The sequence below is a fragment of the Streptomyces sp. NPDC006335 genome (assembly GCF_040612795.1).
In the GTDB taxonomy this organism is placed as follows: Bacteria; Actinomycetota; Actinomycetes; order Streptomycetales; family Streptomycetaceae; genus Streptomyces.
In genome coordinates this window covers 351,856-370,135 of record NZ_JBEXQX010000007.1, presented here as the reverse complement: position 1 = coordinate 370,135, position 18,280 = coordinate 351,856, and the positions used below count along the sequence as shown (strand labels likewise).

18 protein-coding genes are annotated in these 18,280 nt (G+C 70.5%); 5 read left to right on the top strand and 13 right to left on the bottom strand.

Annotation, left to right across the window (positions count from 1 at the left end; translation table 11 throughout):
• Window positions 1–136 precede the first annotated feature (136 nt).
• From ABZ098_RS22325 to ABZ098_RS22315, 3 genes are read right to left on the bottom strand one after another with little or no spacing between them, the layout of a single operon-like run.
• Entirely contained in the window at window positions 137–1,324 is a 1,188-nt protein-coding gene (locus tag ABZ098_RS22325; protein ID WP_356593676.1) for a dipeptidase, read from the bottom strand.
• Entirely contained in the window at window positions 1,321–1,818 is a 498-nt protein-coding gene (purE, locus tag ABZ098_RS22320) for a 5-(carboxyamino)imidazole ribonucleotide mutase (RefSeq protein WP_037900329.1), read from the bottom strand. Before purE ends, ABZ098_RS22325 begins: the two co-directional genes overlap by 4 nt.
• Before the next feature lie 20 nt (window positions 1,819–1,838).
• Window positions 1,839–2,978 (bottom strand): 5-(carboxyamino)imidazole ribonucleotide synthase, encoded by a 1,140-nt coding sequence (locus ABZ098_RS22315; RefSeq protein ID WP_356593674.1) that lies wholly within the window; start codon window positions 2,976–2,978, stop codon window positions 1,839–1,841.
• Window positions 2,979–3,156: 178 nt separating this feature from the next.
• Between ABZ098_RS22315 and ABZ098_RS22310 the strand changes: the two genes are divergently transcribed.
• Complete coding sequence (locus ABZ098_RS22310; RefSeq protein ID WP_329264627.1) at window positions 3,157–3,672, top strand: GtrA family protein; 516 nt, start codon at window positions 3,157–3,159, stop codon at window positions 3,670–3,672.
• A gap of 452 nt (window positions 3,673–4,124) precedes the next feature.
• On the opposite strand, the gene ABZ098_RS22305 is transcribed toward ABZ098_RS22310, so the two are convergent.
• Together ABZ098_RS22305 and ABZ098_RS22300 are read right to left on the bottom strand one after the other, a co-directional pair.
• On the bottom strand, window positions 4,125–5,399 hold the full coding sequence (locus tag ABZ098_RS22305; RefSeq protein WP_356593672.1) for an ATP-binding protein: 1,275 nt from the start codon (window positions 5,397–5,399) through the stop codon (window positions 4,125–4,127).
• A gap of 44 nt (window positions 5,400–5,443) precedes the next feature.
• Entirely contained in the window at window positions 5,444–6,121 is a 678-nt protein-coding gene (locus tag ABZ098_RS22300) for a response regulator transcription factor (RefSeq protein ID WP_007382513.1), read from the bottom strand.
• A 296-nt stretch (window positions 6,122–6,417) separates the two neighbouring features.
• Between ABZ098_RS22300 and ABZ098_RS22295 the strand changes: the two genes are divergently transcribed.
• Entirely contained in the window at window positions 6,418–7,962 is a 1,545-nt protein-coding gene (locus tag ABZ098_RS22295; RefSeq protein ID WP_356593670.1) for an oligopeptide:H+ symporter, read from the top strand.
• A gap of 96 nt (window positions 7,963–8,058) precedes the next feature.
• On the opposite strand, the gene ABZ098_RS22290 is transcribed toward ABZ098_RS22295, so the two are convergent.
• From ABZ098_RS22290 to ABZ098_RS22270, 5 genes are all read right to left on the bottom strand, one after another.
• Window positions 8,059–9,357, bottom strand: coding sequence for a hypothetical protein (locus ABZ098_RS22290; protein ID WP_356593668.1), 1,299 nt, complete (start codon window positions 9,355–9,357; stop codon window positions 8,059–8,061).
• A 2-nt stretch (window positions 9,358–9,359) separates the two neighbouring features.
• Entirely contained in the window at window positions 9,360–10,451 is a 1,092-nt protein-coding gene (locus ABZ098_RS22285) for a hypothetical protein (protein ID WP_356593666.1), read from the bottom strand.
• A 359-nt stretch (window positions 10,452–10,810) separates the two neighbouring features.
• A complete protein-coding gene (locus tag ABZ098_RS22280; RefSeq protein ID WP_356593664.1) occupies window positions 10,811–11,518 on the bottom strand; it encodes an LPXTG cell wall anchor domain-containing protein in 708 nt (235 codons plus the stop codon).
• Between the two features lie 148 nt (window positions 11,519–11,666).
• Window positions 11,667–12,161, bottom strand: a complete 495-nt coding sequence (locus ABZ098_RS22275) for an ATP-binding protein (RefSeq protein ID WP_356593662.1) — start codon at window positions 12,159–12,161, stop codon at window positions 11,667–11,669.
• A gap of 225 nt (window positions 12,162–12,386) precedes the next feature.
• A complete protein-coding gene (locus ABZ098_RS22270) occupies window positions 12,387–12,767 on the bottom strand; it encodes an STAS domain-containing protein (protein ID WP_037711225.1) in 381 nt (126 codons plus the stop codon).
• A 250-nt stretch (window positions 12,768–13,017) separates the two neighbouring features.
• Between ABZ098_RS22270 and ABZ098_RS22265 the strand changes: the two genes are divergently transcribed.
• Window positions 13,018–13,920, top strand: coding sequence for an RNA polymerase sigma factor SigF (locus ABZ098_RS22265; RefSeq protein ID WP_356593660.1), 903 nt, complete (start codon window positions 13,018–13,020; stop codon window positions 13,918–13,920).
• A gap of 166 nt (window positions 13,921–14,086) precedes the next feature.
• Window positions 14,087–15,595, top strand: a complete 1,509-nt coding sequence (locus tag ABZ098_RS22260; RefSeq protein WP_356593658.1) for an RICIN domain-containing protein — start codon at window positions 14,087–14,089, stop codon at window positions 15,593–15,595.
• A gap of 21 nt (window positions 15,596–15,616) precedes the next feature.
• Here ABZ098_RS22260 and ABZ098_RS22255 read toward each other — a convergent pair whose 3' ends face one another.
• The 3 genes from ABZ098_RS22255 to ABZ098_RS22245 are packed head-to-tail and all read right to left on the bottom strand — an operon-like array spanning window position 15,617 to window position 16,504.
• Complete coding sequence (locus ABZ098_RS22255; RefSeq protein ID WP_356593656.1) at window positions 15,617–15,988, bottom strand: hypothetical protein; 372 nt, start codon at window positions 15,986–15,988, stop codon at window positions 15,617–15,619.
• Window positions 15,985–16,248, bottom strand: a complete 264-nt coding sequence (locus tag ABZ098_RS22250; protein ID WP_356593654.1) for a hypothetical protein — start codon at window positions 16,246–16,248, stop codon at window positions 15,985–15,987. Before ABZ098_RS22250 ends, ABZ098_RS22255 begins: the two co-directional genes overlap by 4 nt.
• Window positions 16,249–16,288: 40 nt before the next feature.
• Window positions 16,289–16,504, bottom strand: a complete 216-nt coding sequence (locus ABZ098_RS22245) for a hypothetical protein (protein ID WP_356593652.1) — start codon at window positions 16,502–16,504, stop codon at window positions 16,289–16,291.
• A gap of 192 nt (window positions 16,505–16,696) precedes the next feature.
• On the opposite strand from ABZ098_RS22245, the gene ABZ098_RS22240 reads away from it, so the two are divergent.
• Window positions 16,697–18,271, top strand: coding sequence for a hypothetical protein (locus ABZ098_RS22240; protein ID WP_356593650.1), 1,575 nt, complete (start codon window positions 16,697–16,699; stop codon window positions 18,269–18,271).
• Window positions 18,272–18,280 lie beyond the last annotated feature (9 nt).

Below are 18,280 nucleotides of genomic sequence, written 5' to 3'. Positions count from 1 at the left end.
TCGTGATCTTCCTGATCGCCGTACGGTCACCGTCGCACGGAGCGCGGGGGGCTTCCTGGTGGGCGGGGCGTTCGGGGGTACCCCGGTCCGGGTACCGCCCGCCACCCCGGCCACCAGGCCGAAGGGCTCCGGAGGGTCAGCCGTCGAGCTGGGCCAGGGTCGCGTTCGACGGCCCCCGCGTCGCCCGGAGCTCCCGGGCCACGTCCTCCGCCGCGCCCAGGACCCGTACCGCGTTCCGCCAGGTGAGCTTGGCGAGGTCGGGGCGGGACCAGCCGCGGTCGAGGAGTTCGGCGACGAGGTTGGGGTAGCCGGAGACGTCGTTCAGTCCGTCGGGGGTGAACGCCGTGCCGTCGTAGTCGCCGCCGATGCCGATGTGGTCCACGCCGGCCACCTCACGCATGTGGTCCAGGTGGTCGGCGACCGTGGAGACCGTGGCGACCGGGCGCGGGTTGCGCTCCTCGAAGGCGCGGTGCACCCGCATCGCCTCGGGGGTGGTCGCCAGGTGGTGGAAGCCGTGCTCGCGCATGTTCTCGTCGGCCGCCGCCGTCCAGTCGACGGCGGCCTGGAGGACGAACTTCGGGACGAAGGTCACCATCGCCATGCCGCCGTTGCCCGGCAGGCGCTCCAGGACGTCGTCCGGGATGTTGCGCGGGTGGTCGCACACGGCCCGCGCGGAGGAGTGCGAGAAGATCACCGGCGCGAGCGTGGCGTCGAGCGCGTCCCGCATGGTCGTCGCCGCCACGTGCGAGAGGTCCACGAGCATGCCCTCGCGGTTCATCTCCCGCACCACCGCACGACCGAAGGCCGAGAGCCCCCCGACGCCGGGTTCGTCGGTCGCCGAGTCCGCCCAGTCCACGTTGTCGTTGTGGGTGAGGGTCATGTAGCGCACGCCGAGCGCGTACAACGCGCGTAGCGTGGCGAGCGAGTTGGCGATGGAGTGGCCGCCCTCGGCCCCCATGAGGGAAGCGATACGGCCTTCCCCGCGCGCCGCCTCCATGTCAGCGGCGGTCAGCGCGGGCGCCAGCGCCTGCGGGTACCGGGCGATCAACTGCCGTACGCAGTCGATCTGTTCCAGGGTCGCCGGCACCGCGTCGGGCAGGTCCGAGCGGACGTACACCGACCAGTACTGCGCGCCGACCCCGCCGGCCCGCAGGCGGGCCAGGTCGGTGTGCAGGTGGGCCGACTGGTCCGTGGCGATGTCCCGGGCGTCGAGGTCGTAGCGGACCTGTTCGCGCAGGGCCCACGGGAGGTCGTTGTGGCCGTCGACGACCGGGAACTCGCGCAGGAGTTCCCGGGCCGTCTCCAGCCGGTCCACGGCGGTCACTTGCCGAAGCCGAAGCCGTTGGAGCCCTCGACCTTGGACCTGAGGCGCTTGCCCTTCTCGGTGGCCTGGTCGTTCAGCTCCTGCTGGAACTCCCGCATCCGGCCGAGGAGTTCCTCGTCGTGCGCGGCGAGGATGCGGGCCGCGAGCAGACCGGCGTTGCGGGCGCCGCCGACGGAGACGGTCGCGACGGGGACACCGGCCGGCATCTGCACGATGGAGAGCAACGAGTCCATGCCGTCGAGGTACTTGAGCGGGACCGGGACGCCGATGACCGGCAGCGGGGTCACGGAGGCGAGCATGCCCGGGAGGTGGGCGGCGCCACCGGCCCCGGCGATGATCGCCTTCAGGCCCCGCTCGGCCGCCTGCTCGCCGTACGCGATCATCTCGCGCGGCATGCGGTGCGCGGAGACGACGTCGACCTCGTACTCGATCTCGAACTCGTCGAGGGCCTGGGCGGCGGCCTCCATGACGGGCCAGTCGCTGTCCGACCCCATGACGATGCCAACGACAGGGCTCATTCTGTGATCGTTCCTCTGAGATAGCCGGCAGCGTGGCGTGCGCGTTCGAGCACGTCGTCCAGGTCGTCGCCGTAGGTGTTGACGTGGCCGACCTTGCGGCCGGGCTTCACGTCCTTGCCGTACATGTGGATCTTCAGCTTGGGGTCGCGGGCCATGCAGTGCAGGTACGCGGAGTACATGTCGGGGAAGTCGCCGCCGAGGACGTTGACCATGACGGTCCACTTCGCGCGGGGGCGCGGGTCGCCGAGCGGGAGGTCCAGGACCGCGCGGACGTGGTTGGCGAACTGGCTGGTGATCGCGCCGTCCATCGACCAGTGGCCCGAGTTGTGCGGGCGCATCGCGAGTTCGTTGACGAGGATGCGGCCGTCGCGGGTCTGGAACAGCTCGACGGCGAGGTGGCCGACGACGTCCAGTTCCTTGGCGATGTTGAGGGCCATCTCCTCGGCGCGCAGGGCGAGGGACTCGTCGAGGTCGGGCGCCGGCGCGATCACGGTGTCGCAGACGCCGTTGACCTGCTGGGACTCGACGACCGGGTAGGCGACGGCCTGGCCGTGCGGCGACCGTACGACGTTGGCGGCGAGCTCGCGGACGTAGTCCACCTTCTCCTCGGCGAGGACGGGGACGCCGGCCCGGAAGGGGTCGGCGGCCTCCTCGACGGAGTCCACGACCCACACGCCCTTGCCGTCGTAGCCGCCGCGGACGGTCTTGAGGACGACGGGGAAGCCGTCGCCCTCTTCCGCGAAGGCGGCCACGTCCTCGGGATCGCTGACGATCCGGTGCCGTGGGCACGGGACGCCGATCGCGTCGAGCCGCGCGCGCATCACACCCTTGTCCTGGGCGTGCACGAGCGCGTCGGGGCCCGGGCGCACGGGGATGCCGTCCGCCTCCAGGGCTCTGAGGTGCTCGGTGGGTACGTGTTCGTGATCGAAGGTGATCACGTCGCAGCCCCTCGCGAACTCACGCAGCGTGTCGAGGTCGCGATAGTCGCCGATGACGACGTCGCTCACCACCTGCGCCGCGGAATCCTGAGGGGTGTCACTGAGGAGCTTGAACCTGATGCCGAGCGGGATGCCTGCCTCGTGTGTCATACGCGCGAGCTGGCCCCCGCCGACCATGCCGACTACCGGGAACGTCACGACCCCAGGGTATCGGTCGCGCCACGGCGGCTGGATTCCGCGCCTCTTTCCGGTCCTCTTACCAGCTTGTTTCCCCGTGTGTGAGTTCATCCACAGGCAACGGGCAAGGGGGGTGGTTAGCATGGCTGGGTTGACGGAATCACTCGACTGACCGACCCGACTGGGGGACTGTACAACCATGGGACATGGTTCCTCAGGGCTGCGAAGGATCGTTCGCGAGGTCGCCAAATTCGGTGCGGTGGGCGGAGCGGGGCTCCTCGTCAACCTTGTCGTCTTCAACGTGGTGCGGCATCTCACCGACCTTCCGGTGGTCCGGGCGAGCGTCGTCGCGACGGTCGTGTCGATCGTCTTCAACTACATAGGGTTCCGTTACTTCACGTACCGCGACCGCGACAAGAGCGGCCGTACGAAGGAACTGACCCTGTTCCTGCTGTTCAGCGTGGTCGGTCTGGTCATCGAGAACGGCATCCTGTACGCGGCGACCTACGGCTTCGGCTGGGACAGCCCGCTCCAGAGCAACATCTTCAAGTTCGTCGGCATCGGCATAGCCACCCTCTTCCGCTTCTGGTCCTACCGCAGCTGGGTCTTCAAGACCCTCCCGGCCCGCGAGGCCGTGGCGAGCGCGGAGTCCTTCCTGGAGGAGGCGGAGCAGGGCGCGGCCAGGAAACTCCGACCGCGCCAGCGAGTCCTCTAGGACGCCGGGAGCGGCTCAGGGGCGCGGGGAACGGCGCAAAAACGCCCGCCCCCACCGACCCGCACCCGAACAGCCACCCCCCGCGCCCCGGAAACCCGCACCCGCACCCGCTCAAGACGCGCAGCTCACCGCACCGTCGGCTCGTCGGCTCATCGTCGTCCGGCACCCTCGACTTCAGCGGGGTGCAGGAAGACCCGGTGGGCGCCCGCAGCATCCCCCTGACACCAACCCTCGGCCCCCGCCAGGCCCCGGGCGCGCGTGCCCGACCCGGACCACCAGATCTGCCTGCCCGACCCCGCCCGACCACGGTTCAGCCCGCGCAGCTCACCGGCCCGCAGCATCCCCCAGACACCCACCCGCAACCCCCGCCAGGCCCCGGGCGCGCGTGCCCCGACACGGACCACCGGATCTGCCTGCCCGACCCCGCCCGACCACGGTTCAGCCCGCGCAGCTCACCGCACCGTCGGCTCGTCGTCGTCCGGCACCGCAGACTTCAGCGGGGTGCGGGAGAGGAACAGGCCGAAGACCGGGGGCTGGGCCTGGAGCATCTCCAGACGGCCGCCGTCGGCCTCCGCCAGATCCCGGGCGACGGCGAGGCCGATGCCCGTTGAGTTGCGGCCGCTGATCGTGCGCTCGAAGATGCGGGCGCCGAGGTCGGCGGGGACGCCGGGGCCCTCGTCGGTGACCTCGATGACGGCCTGGTTGCCGGTGACGCGGGTGCGCAGCGCGACGGTGCCGCCGCCGTGCATGAGGGAGTTCTCGATCAGCGCGGCCAGGACCTGGGCCACCGCGCCCGGGGTGCCGACCGCCGTGAGGTGCCGCTTGCCCGAGCTGACGATCGCCCGGCCCGCACTGCGGTACGCGGGCCGCCACTCCGCGAGCTGCTGCTGGATGACCTCGTCGAGGTCGAAGGTGACCGCGTTGCCGGCGCGGGGGTCCCGGGAGTTCGTCAGGAGCCGTTCGACCACGTCCGTCAGCCGCTCCACCTGGGTCAGCGCGACGTTCGCCTCCTCCTTGACCGTGTCCGGGTCGTCGGTGAGGGTGATCTCCTCCAGCCGCATGGAGAGGGCGGTGAGCGGCGTCCGGAGCTGGTGGGAGGCGTCGGCGGCCAGGCGCCGTTCCGCCGTCAGCATGCGGGCGATGCGCTCGGCGGAGGAGTCCAGGACGTCGGCGACCCGGTCCAGCTCGGGGACGCCGTAGCGCTTGTGCCGTGGCCGCGGATCCCCGGAGCCGAGACGTTCCGCGGTCTCGGCGAGGTCGGTCAGCGGCGACGCCAGCTTGTTGGCCTGGCGGATCGCCAGCAGCACCGCGGCGATCACCGCGAGCAGCGCCACCAGGCCGATGATCAGGAGCGTACGGCCGACCTCGCGGGTCACCGAGGAGCGCGGCTCCTGCACGGTGACCGTCTCGCCCTCCTCGCCCCGCTCGGTGGAGCTGATGACCTCACCGGAGGGCTTGGCGCCGACCTCGATCGGGTCCTCACCGGGGATCCGGATCACGGCGTACCGTTCCTGCGCGACCTGGTCGCGCAGGATCTCCGCGGTGACGTCCTCCGCGGCGAAGAGCCGGCTGTCCACGATCCCGGCCAGCCGGATCGCCTCGGAGTCGACCCGCTCCTGGGCACTGTTGCTGATGGTGCGGGTCTCGACGATGACGAGGGAGACGCCGAAGACGGCGATCACCACGAGCACTACGGCGAGCGTGGACTGGATCAGTCGACGGCGCATGTCCTCTTACCTGCTAGGCGGATACCCCGGCGGATACCCGGGGTTCAGCTCTTCTCGAAGCGGAAGCCCACGCCTCGTACCGTCGCGATGTACCGCGGGTTGGCCGCGTCGTCGCCGAGCTTCTTGCGCAGCCAGGAGATGTGCATGTCGAGCGTCTTGGTCGACGACCACCACGTCGTGTCCCATACCTCACGCATGAGCTGGTCGCGGGTCACCACGCGGCCCGCGTCCCGCACCAGGACCCGCAGCAGGTCGAACTCCTTGGCGGTGAGCTGGAGTTCCTCGTCACCCATCCACGCCCGGTGCGACTCGACGTCGATCCGCACCCCGTGGGTGGCCGGCGGCTGCGCGGGCTCGGCCGCACCGCGCCGCAGCAGGGCCCGGACCCGGGCGAGCAGCTCGGCGAGCCGGAAGGGCTTGGTGACGTAGTCGTCGGCGCCCGCGTCGAGACCGACGACGGTGTCCACCTCGTCGGCGCGGGCGGTAAGGATGAGGATCGGTACGGCGTGGCCCTCGGCGCGCAGTCGGCGGGCCACCTCGAGGCCGTCCATGCCGGGCAGACCCAGGTCGAGGACGACCAGGTCGATGCCGCCCTGCATTCCGGCGTCGAGTGCGGTGGGACCGTCCTCACGCACCTCGACCTCGTACCCTTCCCGGCGCAGGGCGCGGGCCAGCGGCTCCGAAATGGACGCATCGTCCTCGGCGAGCAGTACACGGGTCATGAGCTGATGGTAGACCGCTCTTGACAGATGCTGGGGTGTGATCCAAACCCAGTCGTTCTTACCTTTCATGAGTCTGGTGTGAACCTGTGACTATGGGGTGCCAATCCTGTAAGGACCTTAGAAACCAGGTGTAGGGTTCCTCGACCACCTGTGATTCACATCTCAAGTCCTTTCATTTCCGTCAGTATCCTGTCGTATGGTGAATCAATGCCTGTCGCATCGTGGGGACCTTTGGCGCGTATAAGTCGCTGAAGGTCTCTTTTGTGTGCGGTAATCCCCACCAGCAAGGAACGACCATGGCGTCCAGCCTGACGAAGGACTCGGTGACTCCGGGCACCCCCGGTTCCGACAAAGCCTTCTTCGGCCACCCCCGCGGACTGGCCACACTCTTCATGACCGAGATGTGGGAGAGGTTCTCCTACTACGGGATGAAGGCCCTGCTCACCGTCTATCTGCTCTCCGGCGGCCCCGACGCCGGCAAGGGCAGCATGGGCGGCGGCCTCGCGATGGACCTGGCGACCACCACCGTGATCGTCTCCGTCTACTCGGCGATGGTCTATCTGCTCGCCATGCCCGGCGGCTGGCTCGGCGACCGCGTCTGGGGGCCCCGTAAAACGGTGGCCATCGCCGCCGTCACGATCATGGCCGGCCACCTCACCCTGGCGCTGCCCGGCGGCCAGGCGCCGTTCTTCGCCGGTCTCGCGCTCGTCGCGGCCGGTTCCGGCCTGCTCAAGGCCAACATCTCCACGATGGTCGGCCACCTCTACGACGGCCCGGACGACCCGCGCCGCGACGGCGGCTTCACGATCTTCTACATGGGCATCAACGCCGGTGCCTTCTTCGCCCCGCTGGCCATCGGCACTGTCGGCCAGGAGGTCAACTGGCACCTCGGCTTCGGCATGGCCGCGGTCGGCATGGCGATCGGCCTGGCCGCCTTCCTGCTCGGCACCCGCAACCTGAGCCCGCAGAGCAACCTCGTGCCCAAGCCGCTGGCGGCCGAGGAGCGCGCGGCCTGGCTGCGCAAGGGCCTGTTCTGGGTGATCGCCGCGACCGTCTTCTACGGCGTCGTCGGCTTCACCGGCCACTTCACCCTGAACTGGGCGATGATCCCGCTCACCGTCATCGGCCTGGTCGTCCCGGCGGGTGTGCTGCTGCGCATCAAGCGGGACAAGGAGCTGACGGCCGGCGAGCAGTCGAAGATGTCCGGCTACATCTGGTTCTTCGTCGCGGCCGCCGTGTTCTGGATGATCTACGACCAGGGCGCGTCCACGGTCCAGGCGTTCGGCTCCAACGACCAGAAGACGGCCGACTCGCTGCTCGGCTTCGACTTCCCGACCTCCTGGTACCAGTCGCTGAACCCGCTGTTCATCATGGCGCTGGCCCCGGTCTTCGCCTGGCTGTGGGTGTGGCTGAACCGCAAGGGCAAGGAGCCCAGCACCATCGTGAAGTTCGCGATGGGCCTGGTCCTGGTCGGCGTCTCGTTCTTCTTCTTCCTGATTCCGATCGCGATGGCGGCCAACGGCACCGCGGTCAGCCCGATGTGGCTGGTCGGCATCTACTTCATCCAGACCGTGGGTGAGCTGTGCCTGTCCCCGGTGGGCCTGTCGGTGACGACGAAGATGGCTCCCGCGAAGTACGCCTCGCAGATGATGGGCGTGTGGTTCCTCGCGGTCACCGCGGGCGACTCGATCACCAGCCTGCTGTCCAACCCGGCGATCGCCGGGGTCGATCTCAGCGGCACCGCCGCGGTGTTCGGGGAGGCGGCGCTGGCGGTTCTCGCCGGGTTCGCGGTGTGGATGTACCGGCGCAAGGTGAAGTCCCTCATGGGGGACGTGCGCTGACGCGGGTCTGGGCCGACGGGGCCGTTGGAATCCAGGGGGTTCCGGCGGCCCCGTCGTTTCACGTGCCGTGCGCGGTTCCCCGCGCCCCTGAGTGGGTCAGCGTGCCCTTCTCCCGGGCATGAACGTGAACACGGCCGCCCCCAAGAGCACCGCCGTTCCCGCCACCAGGCCCAGTGCCTTCAGGGCCGCGTGGTCGTCGGCGCCCGTCGCCGCCAGGCCGCCGCTGGTCGACCCGCCCGACGAAGAACCGCCGGAGGTCGACGTGCCGCCCGAGGCGCCGCCCTCCTGTTCCTCCGTGGTGAGGGTGAGGGAGGCCTCCGTCCTGTCCGGCTTGCAGGTGGTCGTCGTACCCAGGGCCTTGATCGTCAGGACACCCGGCGACAGCGTCGACTCCCCCGTCGCCCCGGGCTTGTACGTGCCCGTCATGTCGGGGATCGCGATCGGGTCGCCGGACTTGATGGGAGTGGGGTTGGTGGGCCCCTCGACATGGACCGAGCCGGTGTCGGCGCCGCCCAGGGTGACCTCCATGGAGGGCTTCACCGAGTCCGCGGGGATGTCGGCGGGGCTGTCCATGGGCGAGTTCTTGAACTGCACGGTGATTCCGTAACTGCCGCCGTCCTTCTTGGCGTTGATCTGGATCTCGGAGGTCGCCTTCTTCTCGCCGAGGGGTGACTGGCAGGTGTAGGGGATGGCGACCGCCTTGCCGGTGAAGTCCGTCTGGCCGCCGTCCGAGGACTTGGTCGGGCTCGGCGTCGAACTCGCCGTCCCGGTCGGGTCCGGGGTGGCACTGTCCGTGGGGTCCGGGGTCGGCGTCGGTGTCGACGTGCCGTCCCCCTGCGCCACGTCGATCGTCCCCGCCTCCGGCACCGTCCCCGTCGGCGTGCACACCGTGTTCGTGCCCATCGCGTTCACCGTGTACGGGCCCGGTGTCAGCGTGAGCCGGCCGGCCGCCGTGAGTTTCAGCGTGCCCGTCATGTCGGAGAGCACCATGGCGCCGCCCTTGGGGATGGCGGGGTTCTCGCGCGGGCCCGTCATCGCGATGTCGGCGCTCTGCGCTCCGGCCGCCTTCAGCGTGCCCGTCGGCTGGACCGAATTCGCGGGCAGATCGATGATGTCGGGGTTCTTCGACGCGGCCTGGGTGAACTTCCACACCACGTCGATCTCGTCGCCGACCTTCGCCGTGGCCGGCGCGGTGATCTCGACCTTGGTGGTGCCGTCGACGGGGTCGAGCCCGACGCCGGCGGGCGGCACGCACCGGGTCGCGAACGACACCTCCGCGGCCTGGGCGGGCCCGGCCGCGAGGCCCAGCACCACGCCCGCCCCGGCCAGCACCAGCGCCGCCCCGGCCGCGGCCGCTCTGCCGGGCCCGCCGGCCGGTGTGACTCTCCTTCGCATGCTCACGTGGAACCCTCTCTGGTGGGAGTCGTGGGACTCGTCGGGCTGTCGTCGTGCGGTGCGGAGAGCCGGCCACCGGCCGCGCCCGGATCGGCGTCCGGGGTGAACCACGGCAGAGTGGACGTCGGAGGGGCCGCGTGCGCGGCCGTGGAGGGCTTGAACCCCGGCAGGCGCAGGGCGAGTTCGGGCAGCCGCAGGCCGCGGTGCCGGACGCCTCCGGCGGGCCGTGGACGTACCCGGTCCACCACCGCCATGCCGATGCGGAACAGGGCGGCCGGCACGACCAGGCAGACCAGGACCCAGAACAGGGTCACGCCCCAGGGCCGGCCCACGCCCCAGGGCTGCTCGGCCAGCACCTTGCCGCCGTACTTCAGGGACACCGTGTACGCGCCGTGCGCGCCGCCGGTGAGCTCCACGGGCAGTTCGATCCGCGCCTTCCCGCCGGGCTCGATCGTGCCGCGCCACTGCTGTTCCTCCCACTGCGGGGCGAACACGCCGTGTGCGGTGCCGACTTGGAAGACGGGGTTCTTCACGGCGGAGGTGCCGACGTTTCCGACGGTGAGGACGAGGGTGCGGGCGGGGGGCGCCCCGAACCAGGTCAGCAGGCCTCCGGAGCCGTCGAGCCGGGTGTCGGTGAGGACGGACAAACGTCCGCCGTCCGTCCGGGCGGGCAGCGGCTCCACGGCGTGCCCGGCCACCTGGAAGATCGCGTCGGCCTCGGCCTTCGCCCCGGTCACCGTGGCCACGTGCACCACACAGGGGCACGGCACCGGCGGCTCGGCGACGGGCAGTCGCTTGCTGAAGCGCCCCTCGGCGTCCGTGGTGACGGCCCGGCCGTCCGCGTTGGCACAGGAGTTGGTCCCGCCCGGCACCCCGCGCGAGGGCACCGCCTGTCCGCAGACCAGGATCATCAGCAGCGCCCGCGCACGCCAGCCGCTGCCGCTCACGGTGATCGAACCACCGGTCCCCGCCTGGGACTTGGACAGCCTCACGCTCGGCCCGTCCGCCGCGGCCGCCGTCCCCGCCAGGGGCGCTAGCAGCAGCGCGAGCACCGCCACCAGCGCCGCCCATCGCACCTTGCCGCTCGGACTCACGTCGTCGCTCCCGTCAACTCGGCTTCCGTACACGGCGATTCGGACCAGGCTTGGCCCGTACGACGCCGGGCGCCCGTACGACGCCGTACGACCCCCTGGACGCCGTACCCGAGACCGCCCGCCGCCCGCCACCGAACCGTCGGGGCGGGCCGGACCCCCGTCGCGACACGAGCCGGCGGGGCGGCCTCCGGATGGATCGGCGGGGGTGGAAAACGGGCGGTGGACGGCACAGGCGGCGAGAACGTCATGGACGGCAAGGGCATCGTGGCCGGCATGGACGGCACGGGCGTCATAGACGGCACGGGCGGCAACGGCGGCATGGGCGGCTCCAGCGGTCGTACGAGAGCGAACCGGGTCGCTCAGCGGCGTACGCGGGCCGCCTGGCCTCGCCGGGTCAGCCACAGCGCGCCCGCCGCGCCCGCGAGCAGCACCGTGCCGCCTAGGGTGCCGAGGGCGATCGCCGAGTCCTCGGGGCCGGTCTGCGGGAGGGCGGCTCCGGAGTCATTGTCGGAGTCACTGCCGCTGTCGCTGCGGGTGCCGCCGCCCGAGGAGCCCGAGGCGGCGGTGACGTCGAGGGTCAGCGAGGCGCCGGGGCTGTTGGTCGGCGTGCAGGTGGTCGTCGTACCGAGCGCCTTGATGGTGAGCACGCCCGCGGTGAAGGTGACCTTGCCGTTCTTCTTCGGGGTGTACGTCCCGGTCAGGTCGTTGATCTTGATGGGGGTGTTGGCGGGGACGGTCGCCTGGTTGGCGGGGCCGGTCACGCTCATCGTCCCGCTGTCCGCGCCGCCCAGCTCGATGGTGGCGCTCGGGTTCATCGCACCCTTGCCGAGGTCGACCGGGCTGGAGGAGACGCCCTTCTGCCAGGACATGGTGATCTTGTAGCCGCCGCCGCTCGGGACGCCCTTGATGTCGATGGGCGAGACGGCGCTCTTGTCACCGATGGGCGTCTTGCACTGGTAGTTGACGTTCACGACCTCGGCGCGGGCAGCGGGGGCGGCCATGAGCACCGCCGAGCCGGCCAGAGCCGCGACGGACGCGAGCGCGGCGGTTCGTTTCGGGTACGACACGGTTCCGCTCCCCTTACTCGTTCCTGACGGCACATCAGATCGGCCGTCAAGGTACGCCGGGGCACCGGAGGAAGGAAGAGAAAGGTAAGTGTCGGAACTGTGGGGACACCCCGGGACACACGCGGGAGGAGCGCCGGACGGACGGAGGCTAGGCGGGTGCGCCGAGCTCCGCCCACACGGTCTTGCCGGCCACTCCGGGAGCTCTGACGACACCCCAGTCCAGGCAGAGCCGCTGCACGATGAACATGCCGTGCCCGCCGGGCCGCCCCGCCCGGTGCGGGGTGCGCGGCGCCGGCTGTCCGGTCCCGCGGTCCGAGACCTCGACCCGGATCACCTTGTTGTCACTGGAGATCCGCATCTGGTCGGGGCCCTCCGCGTGGAGACACGCGTTCGTCACCAGCTCGGAGACGACGAGGAGCACGTCCTCCGTCACGGCCCGTCGGTCCGCGGACGCCGCCGGCAACCACCCCCACGCCTGCAACGCCTGCCGGGTGAAGTCGCGCGCGAGCGGGACGACCCCGCTCTCCCCCGCGAAGCTCAGCCGACGGACCTGCCGTCCCGTCGGCACCTCGGCATCGCCGCCAGGCTCCACGCCGGGCTCCGGGTCACGGTCGCCCGGCGAGTAGGGCCGGGTGGTGCTCATCAGCGCTTCACCTCACCGATTCACCGGTTCACGATTCACAACGTCACTGCATGGTCGCTCACCGAACAGTCAGTACGGATGTCTCCTGCCCGAGCGGACCGGTAGAACACCCCTCCATTCGGGACGTATGTCCACTTCGAGGGGTGTGACACCCGGTGGCCACCGGCCGGAGGAGACGAACGGGACTCGAACGGGGCCACGGGGGCCGCCACCCGAACCGCCGCCTCAGTCGCCGGACTCGCCGGCCAGGGCCTCCTCCAGCGTGTCGTGCACGCTGAAGACCGCGTCGGCCCCCGTGATCTCGAAGACCCGTGCCACGACGGGCAGCATGCCCGCAAGGTGGACGCCACCCCCCGCCGCCTCGGCCTTCAGCCGTGCCCCCAGCAGCACATTCAGTCCGGTGGAGTCACAGAACTCCAGCCGTGTGCAGTCGACGACCAGTCGGCTCTTTCCCTTGGCCAGGCACTCCTCGAGTGGCTCACGCAACAAATCGGCCGTGTGGTGATCCAACTCACCTGCTGGAGTCACGACGGCGCTGGAGCCCTCTTGCCGCACCTCAACCAGAAGCCGGCCAGACTGTGCGCTGCCGACCGTCCCGCGGTCCATGCCGTCTCTCTCTCCCGACGTCGTGGCTGCTGATGACGCCCTCGAACACTACGCCTTCTCCACACCCTCCGACACCCGAACAATCACCCACAAACGGACATAACCGCACAGAACACACTTGCGGTCGTGTCGGGAAACCGGGTAGGGCTAGTAGAGACACGTACTCGACACGGCCGGCTTTGGAGGCGCCGCACACCGCAGTGCACGAACTGGCTTCGGCAGCCTTATGCCGAGAACGATGGAGGACATCATGTCACCCCGGCTCGACGCCTCGCATACCCCTCAGGCGACGTCGACATCCCCCCCGGAACATCTGAATCCCATCGAGCAGGACAGCGAAGGCGATGTGCTCGCCGGGCTTCCGGAGATCCCGCCCTTCGAAGAGGTGGGAGCTGTGGACGCGCGAGCGCTCTCCAAGACCCTCTTCGCGCGGCTGGAGTCGCTGGAGGAGGGCACGCACGAGTATTCGTACGTCCGCAACACGCTCGTCGAACTGAACCTCGCCCTCGTCAAGTTCGCCGCCTCCCGCTTCCGCTCCCGCAGTGAGCCGATGGAGGACATCATCCAGGTCGGCACCATCGGCCTGATCAAGGCGATCGACCGCTTCGAACTCAGCCGGGGTGTGGAGTTCCCCACCTTCGCGATGCCAACCATCGTGGGTGAGATCAAGCGCTTCTTCCGCGACACGTCCTGGTCGGTGCGGGTGCCGCGCCGCCTCCAGGAGCTCCGGCTCGACCTGGCCAAGGCCGGCGACGAACTGGCCCAGAAGCTCGACCGCGCCCCCACCGTGGCCGAGCTCGCCGAACGCCTCGGGCTGTCGAAGGAGGAGGTCGTCGAAGGCATGGCGGCGTCCAACGCGTACACCGCCGCCTCGCTGGACGCCCAGCCCGAGGAGGACGACTCCGAGGGCGCGCTGGCCGACCGGATCGGTTACGAGGACCATGGGCTCGAGGGCATCGAGTACGTCGAGTCCCTGAAGCCGCTGATCGCCGAACTGCCCTCCCGGGACCGTCAGATCCTCTCGCTGCGCTTCGTCGCGGGCATGACCCAGTCGGAGATCGGCGACGAGCTCGGAATCTCCCAGATGCACGTCTCGCGGCTGCTGTCGCGGACTCTCGTGCAGCTGCGGAAGGGCCTGACCGTCGAGGAGTGACGGGTTGGCGCCACTGACCTGCGCGTGTGCCCGGTGTCCTGTGGGACACCGGGCACCGTGCGTCCCCGGCCCCTCCTGATTACCCGGCGAAACCCTTTCCCCAAGGGTTCGCTTCCCTCACTATGGACCCTCACAGACTGGCCGGTACGTCAGGAGGAGGGTGCGCATGACTCGCCCCGACGGGGCGTCCGACGCCCGGCTCACGGAGCTGCTGCGCGCCGACACCGCCACGGCGTACACGGCCCTGCTGGAGCTCCGCGCCCGCCACCGGCCCGCGGTGCTGGCCTATGCCCGCCTCTGCACGGCCGGTGAGTCCGCGGCCCGGCAGCTGGCCGCGCAGACCTTCACCCTCGCCGCCCGGGAGACGGCCCGCGGGGTCGACCCGGGTGTCCCGTGGCGTCACCGGCTCCTGCTGCTGACGGCCCGATCGGCGGCGGCGTGGGCCGGGGACGACCGGGCGGCGGGCCTGGACCCGAGCGTCCTGCTGCTCCTGAACACGGCGGGGCCCGGCGGCCCGGTGCCACCCATGCTCGCCGCCTTCACGTCCCTGCCGGCCCGCACCCAGGGCCTCGTCTGGTACGGCCTGGTCGAGGGCGAGCCGGAGTCCCGCACCGCCGGCCACCTCGGCCTCACCCGCGAGGACGTGGTCCACGGCACGGAAGGGGCCCTGCAAGCCCTGGCCCGGGCGTGTCTGACCTTCCGCCTCGCCGCCTCGGACGACCCCCACTGCGCGGACTTCCGCCGTCTCATCGAGGAGTCCGTACGACCGGACAGCCCCCGCGCCAGCACCGATCTGCACGCCCACATGGCCCGCTGCCCGCACTGCGCGGCCGCCCACGAGGAACTGTGCGCCCTGCGGGACACTCCGCGCGCGGCACTGGCGGAGGGACTGCTGCCGTGGGGCGGGACGGCCTACGCGAGGCGGAGCGCGGCCGAGCCGGAGGCACGGCCCCGGGCGGGGTCCGGTACGGCGTCCGGCACGTGGCCGCGACCGCGTCGAATGGTCCTCGCCTCGGCCGCGCTGGGGGTGGCCGTGGTGCCGCTGCTGCTGCTCCTGGTGTCCCGGGAGGACGCCCCTCAGACGGGCGCGTCGGCCCCGACCTCGGCCCCGGCCTCAGTGGGCGGGGCGCTGCCCGGCCCACCGCGGGTGACGGTGACCGCGACGGTCTCGCCCTCCCCCTCCCCCTCCGCGTCCGCCACGAGCAGGTCGCCCTCGGCCTCCCCGACGAGGAGTCCGGCACCGCCCAAGAAGACGGCTCCCCCCTTCCGCCCGCCGGGCGGGTCCTCCGCACAGGTCGTCAACGTCTCCACGGCCCGCTGCCTGGACGTCTCCGGCGACTTCGCCGAGGGCACGGACGTCGTCACGGCCCCCTGCACCTCGGCCGCCTCCCAGCGCTGGCGTGTCGACACCGGCCGCGGTGTCCTCCAGTCCGCCACCGACCCGGACTTCTGCCTCGACAGCCGCGGCGACGTCGACAAGGGCCTCGGCATCTGGTCCTGCGACTCGGTCGAGGGCCGCAACGGCGACAACCTGCGCTTCACGGTCGACCCCGACGGGGTGATCCGCCCGGCGATCGCCATCGCCACGGGAATGACACCGGGAGGCGGGTACGACGTCACGCTGGAGCCGCTGACCGGGGGCGCGGAGCAGCGGTGGCGGGCGGGAGCAAGCTGAAGGGCTCGACAGAACGGACCGTCACGGCTTGCCGATGTCCACCACCCACGTCCCCGTACCGTCGTAGGCCTCGGGCATCGCGGTCAGGATCTGCCCCTCGACATTGTCGGAGGCCGCGGCGTAGACCGCATGGCCGAACGGCCAGTCCAACCCGGCGGCCACCACCTGCTCGACGGCGGCGGCACCCGCAAAGTCGAGCGGGAGGAACTCCAGACCGGGGAGGGCTCCGACATGAGCCGCCACTCCGGGACGCTCCAGGCTCGCCGCGACGAGGCACAGGGCAGGCACGTGCGCGCGCTGGGCAGGATCGTCGACCTCCACGGCGGCCAGGCCGGAGAGGAGCCGGTGGCCTCGGCAGAGGGCGAGAACCGCAGTGTGATCCAGAATGATCACCTACGACTCCCCACTTGGCCGGAGGCGATCGCCGCACGCCAGTTCTGCGCCTCCCGCACATCGTCCTCGGTGAAGTCCTCGCGCAGGTGGGCGCGCACATAGGCCACCGCCCGAGCCGTCCGCTCGGCCCGCTCGACCTCGGTGGGCGTGGCGGCGACCACGCGTTCGACGTACGCGCGCGTACTCATGCCCCGCTCTTCAGCCAGCGTGCGGAGACGGTCCCTTATCGGTTCGCTGATCTTGATCGTGGTGTCGGCCATCCAAAGAGAATACACTTGAATACCGCGAAGACGCTTGCCGTCACCGGCTGGCGAGCAGGGTCGTGCGGCTCCAGTAGCTGAGCTGGCGCACCATGCCATGGACCCGTGCCGCCCCACTCGGGACGAAGGGCAGCAGCACGAGTGCCGGGACATAGGCGAGCGTCACGACGAGCAGAGGCAACAGCGCGAGAAGCACGATGAGGACGCGCTGGATCCAGCGCGCGCCCGCCGTGAGGGTCCTCCAGGGGAATGCCATGGTGACGCGGTTCCTTTCGTCGACGGCCGGAGCCGGCTCGGGGAACTCGACTGTCGGTGGCGGGCGCTAGGTTGCGACACCGGCAACAGTTGCCACTTCCGGAACAACACCTCAGGGAGGCCCAACGTGTCCACGACACTGCCCTCACCTCGCACTTCGAGTGAGGTCGAGCGGGGTGACGTCGCCGAGGTCGTGGCGCTCGGCAACGCGTTGACCGAGCTGTTCAACACGTTGGAGATGTCGCAGAGCGCGTACGCGCTGCGCGTCCACCAAGACAAATCGACGGTCTCCCGCTTCCTCCGCGGCAAAAAGGTGGCGTCGCAGGACTTCATCGACCGACTCGTCCGCGAGGTCGAACGCCGGCGGGCCATCCCGATAAAGCCCGAGGCACGCAAGAGACTCGATCAGTTGCGGCTAGCCGCTGTGCGGGAGACCGACGCCGCCGTCTACGAACTGGAAGTACTGCGGGCGGAGATGGGGCGGTCACACCGCGAGGTCGACCGGCTCGCACGGCAGCAGGAAGCGTTGCACCTCCTGCTGGAACGGCGGGAAGCGGAGTTCCGCGCGGTGCGGGGCGAGCTGGCCCAGATCCAGCAGGACTGGCGGGACGAGGTCGCACTGCGGATGCGGCGGGAGGCCGACGGCGAGCGCTCGAGCCTCGCCGAAGAGGTGACCCGGTTGCGGGCTGATCTGGCGGAGGCCACCGCGCTGCGCGGCCACGCGGAACGCCGGTGCGAGGACCTTGAACGTCGAGTCAGGGAAATGGAGGAGGAACTGGCCGCGCGCGGGAGCGATACGCCGGGGGCGCTTCCCCTGCCCGTGCTGAAAGAACGGCTGAATGTGCTGTGGGAGACCGGCAAGTCCCAAGAAGCCGGGCGGGAGTTGACGGAGGCCGCGCAGGGGCGGTCGGTCGAGGAGCTGGTCGAGCTGGTCACCTGGCTCGACGAACGCGGCGACTCCGCCCGGCGCAACCGGCTGGCCGAGGAGGTGGCCCATACCCGGTCCGTGGAGGTGGTCGCCGAGTTCGGCAACGCGCTCATGAGTGTCAGGGAACGGCGGGACCCTCGGCGGCGCAGGGGCGCACCGTCGACCCTCGGATGCGTCATCGACGGGGCCTGCGCCGTGATGTCACCCTCAGACCTCGTCACCTTGCACAGGGCCTGGGAGCAGGCGGGGCCGGCGCAGGGCCGACCCGACTTCCTGCGGGACGAGGTTCCGCAAAAACTCCTCAATGGAGCGCGTTCGGCGGACGTCGCGGCAGAGTTCTTCGACCTGCTCGACCCGGACGACGATACCCTGCTGCGCGCCACGGGCAGGCCTCTGCCGCTCACCGGCGGCATGCTGATCGCACTCGTGCCCCGCATGGTCGCGCGTGGGAACACCGAGCTGGCCCACCGGTGCTGTCGCACACTCGCTGTTATCAGCAAACGACTTGTGGACGGCTGGCGCGTGATTCCGCCCTGGGGTGACCTCGCCCTCGCCGAGACGGATGAGTCACAAAGTCTCGCTTTCGTCCGCACGGCGACCGACGTGCTCTCCCCGGAAGATCTGGCCTACCTCTTCATGGCTCTGATCGAGCCACGGATCGAGTACTCCCGCCGGCAGAAGGAGGATGCGGAACGGTTCTTCCAGCTCTGCGTCGCCGATCTGCACCTGTCGGGACGGCTCATCGAGGTGACGGCAATCCTGGACGGGCGCAGGTTCGCCCAGGTGAAGAACGAGCTGGGGGTGAAGCTCCGGAAAACGCTGCTCGCGTACCGGCCGTGACCCGATCGC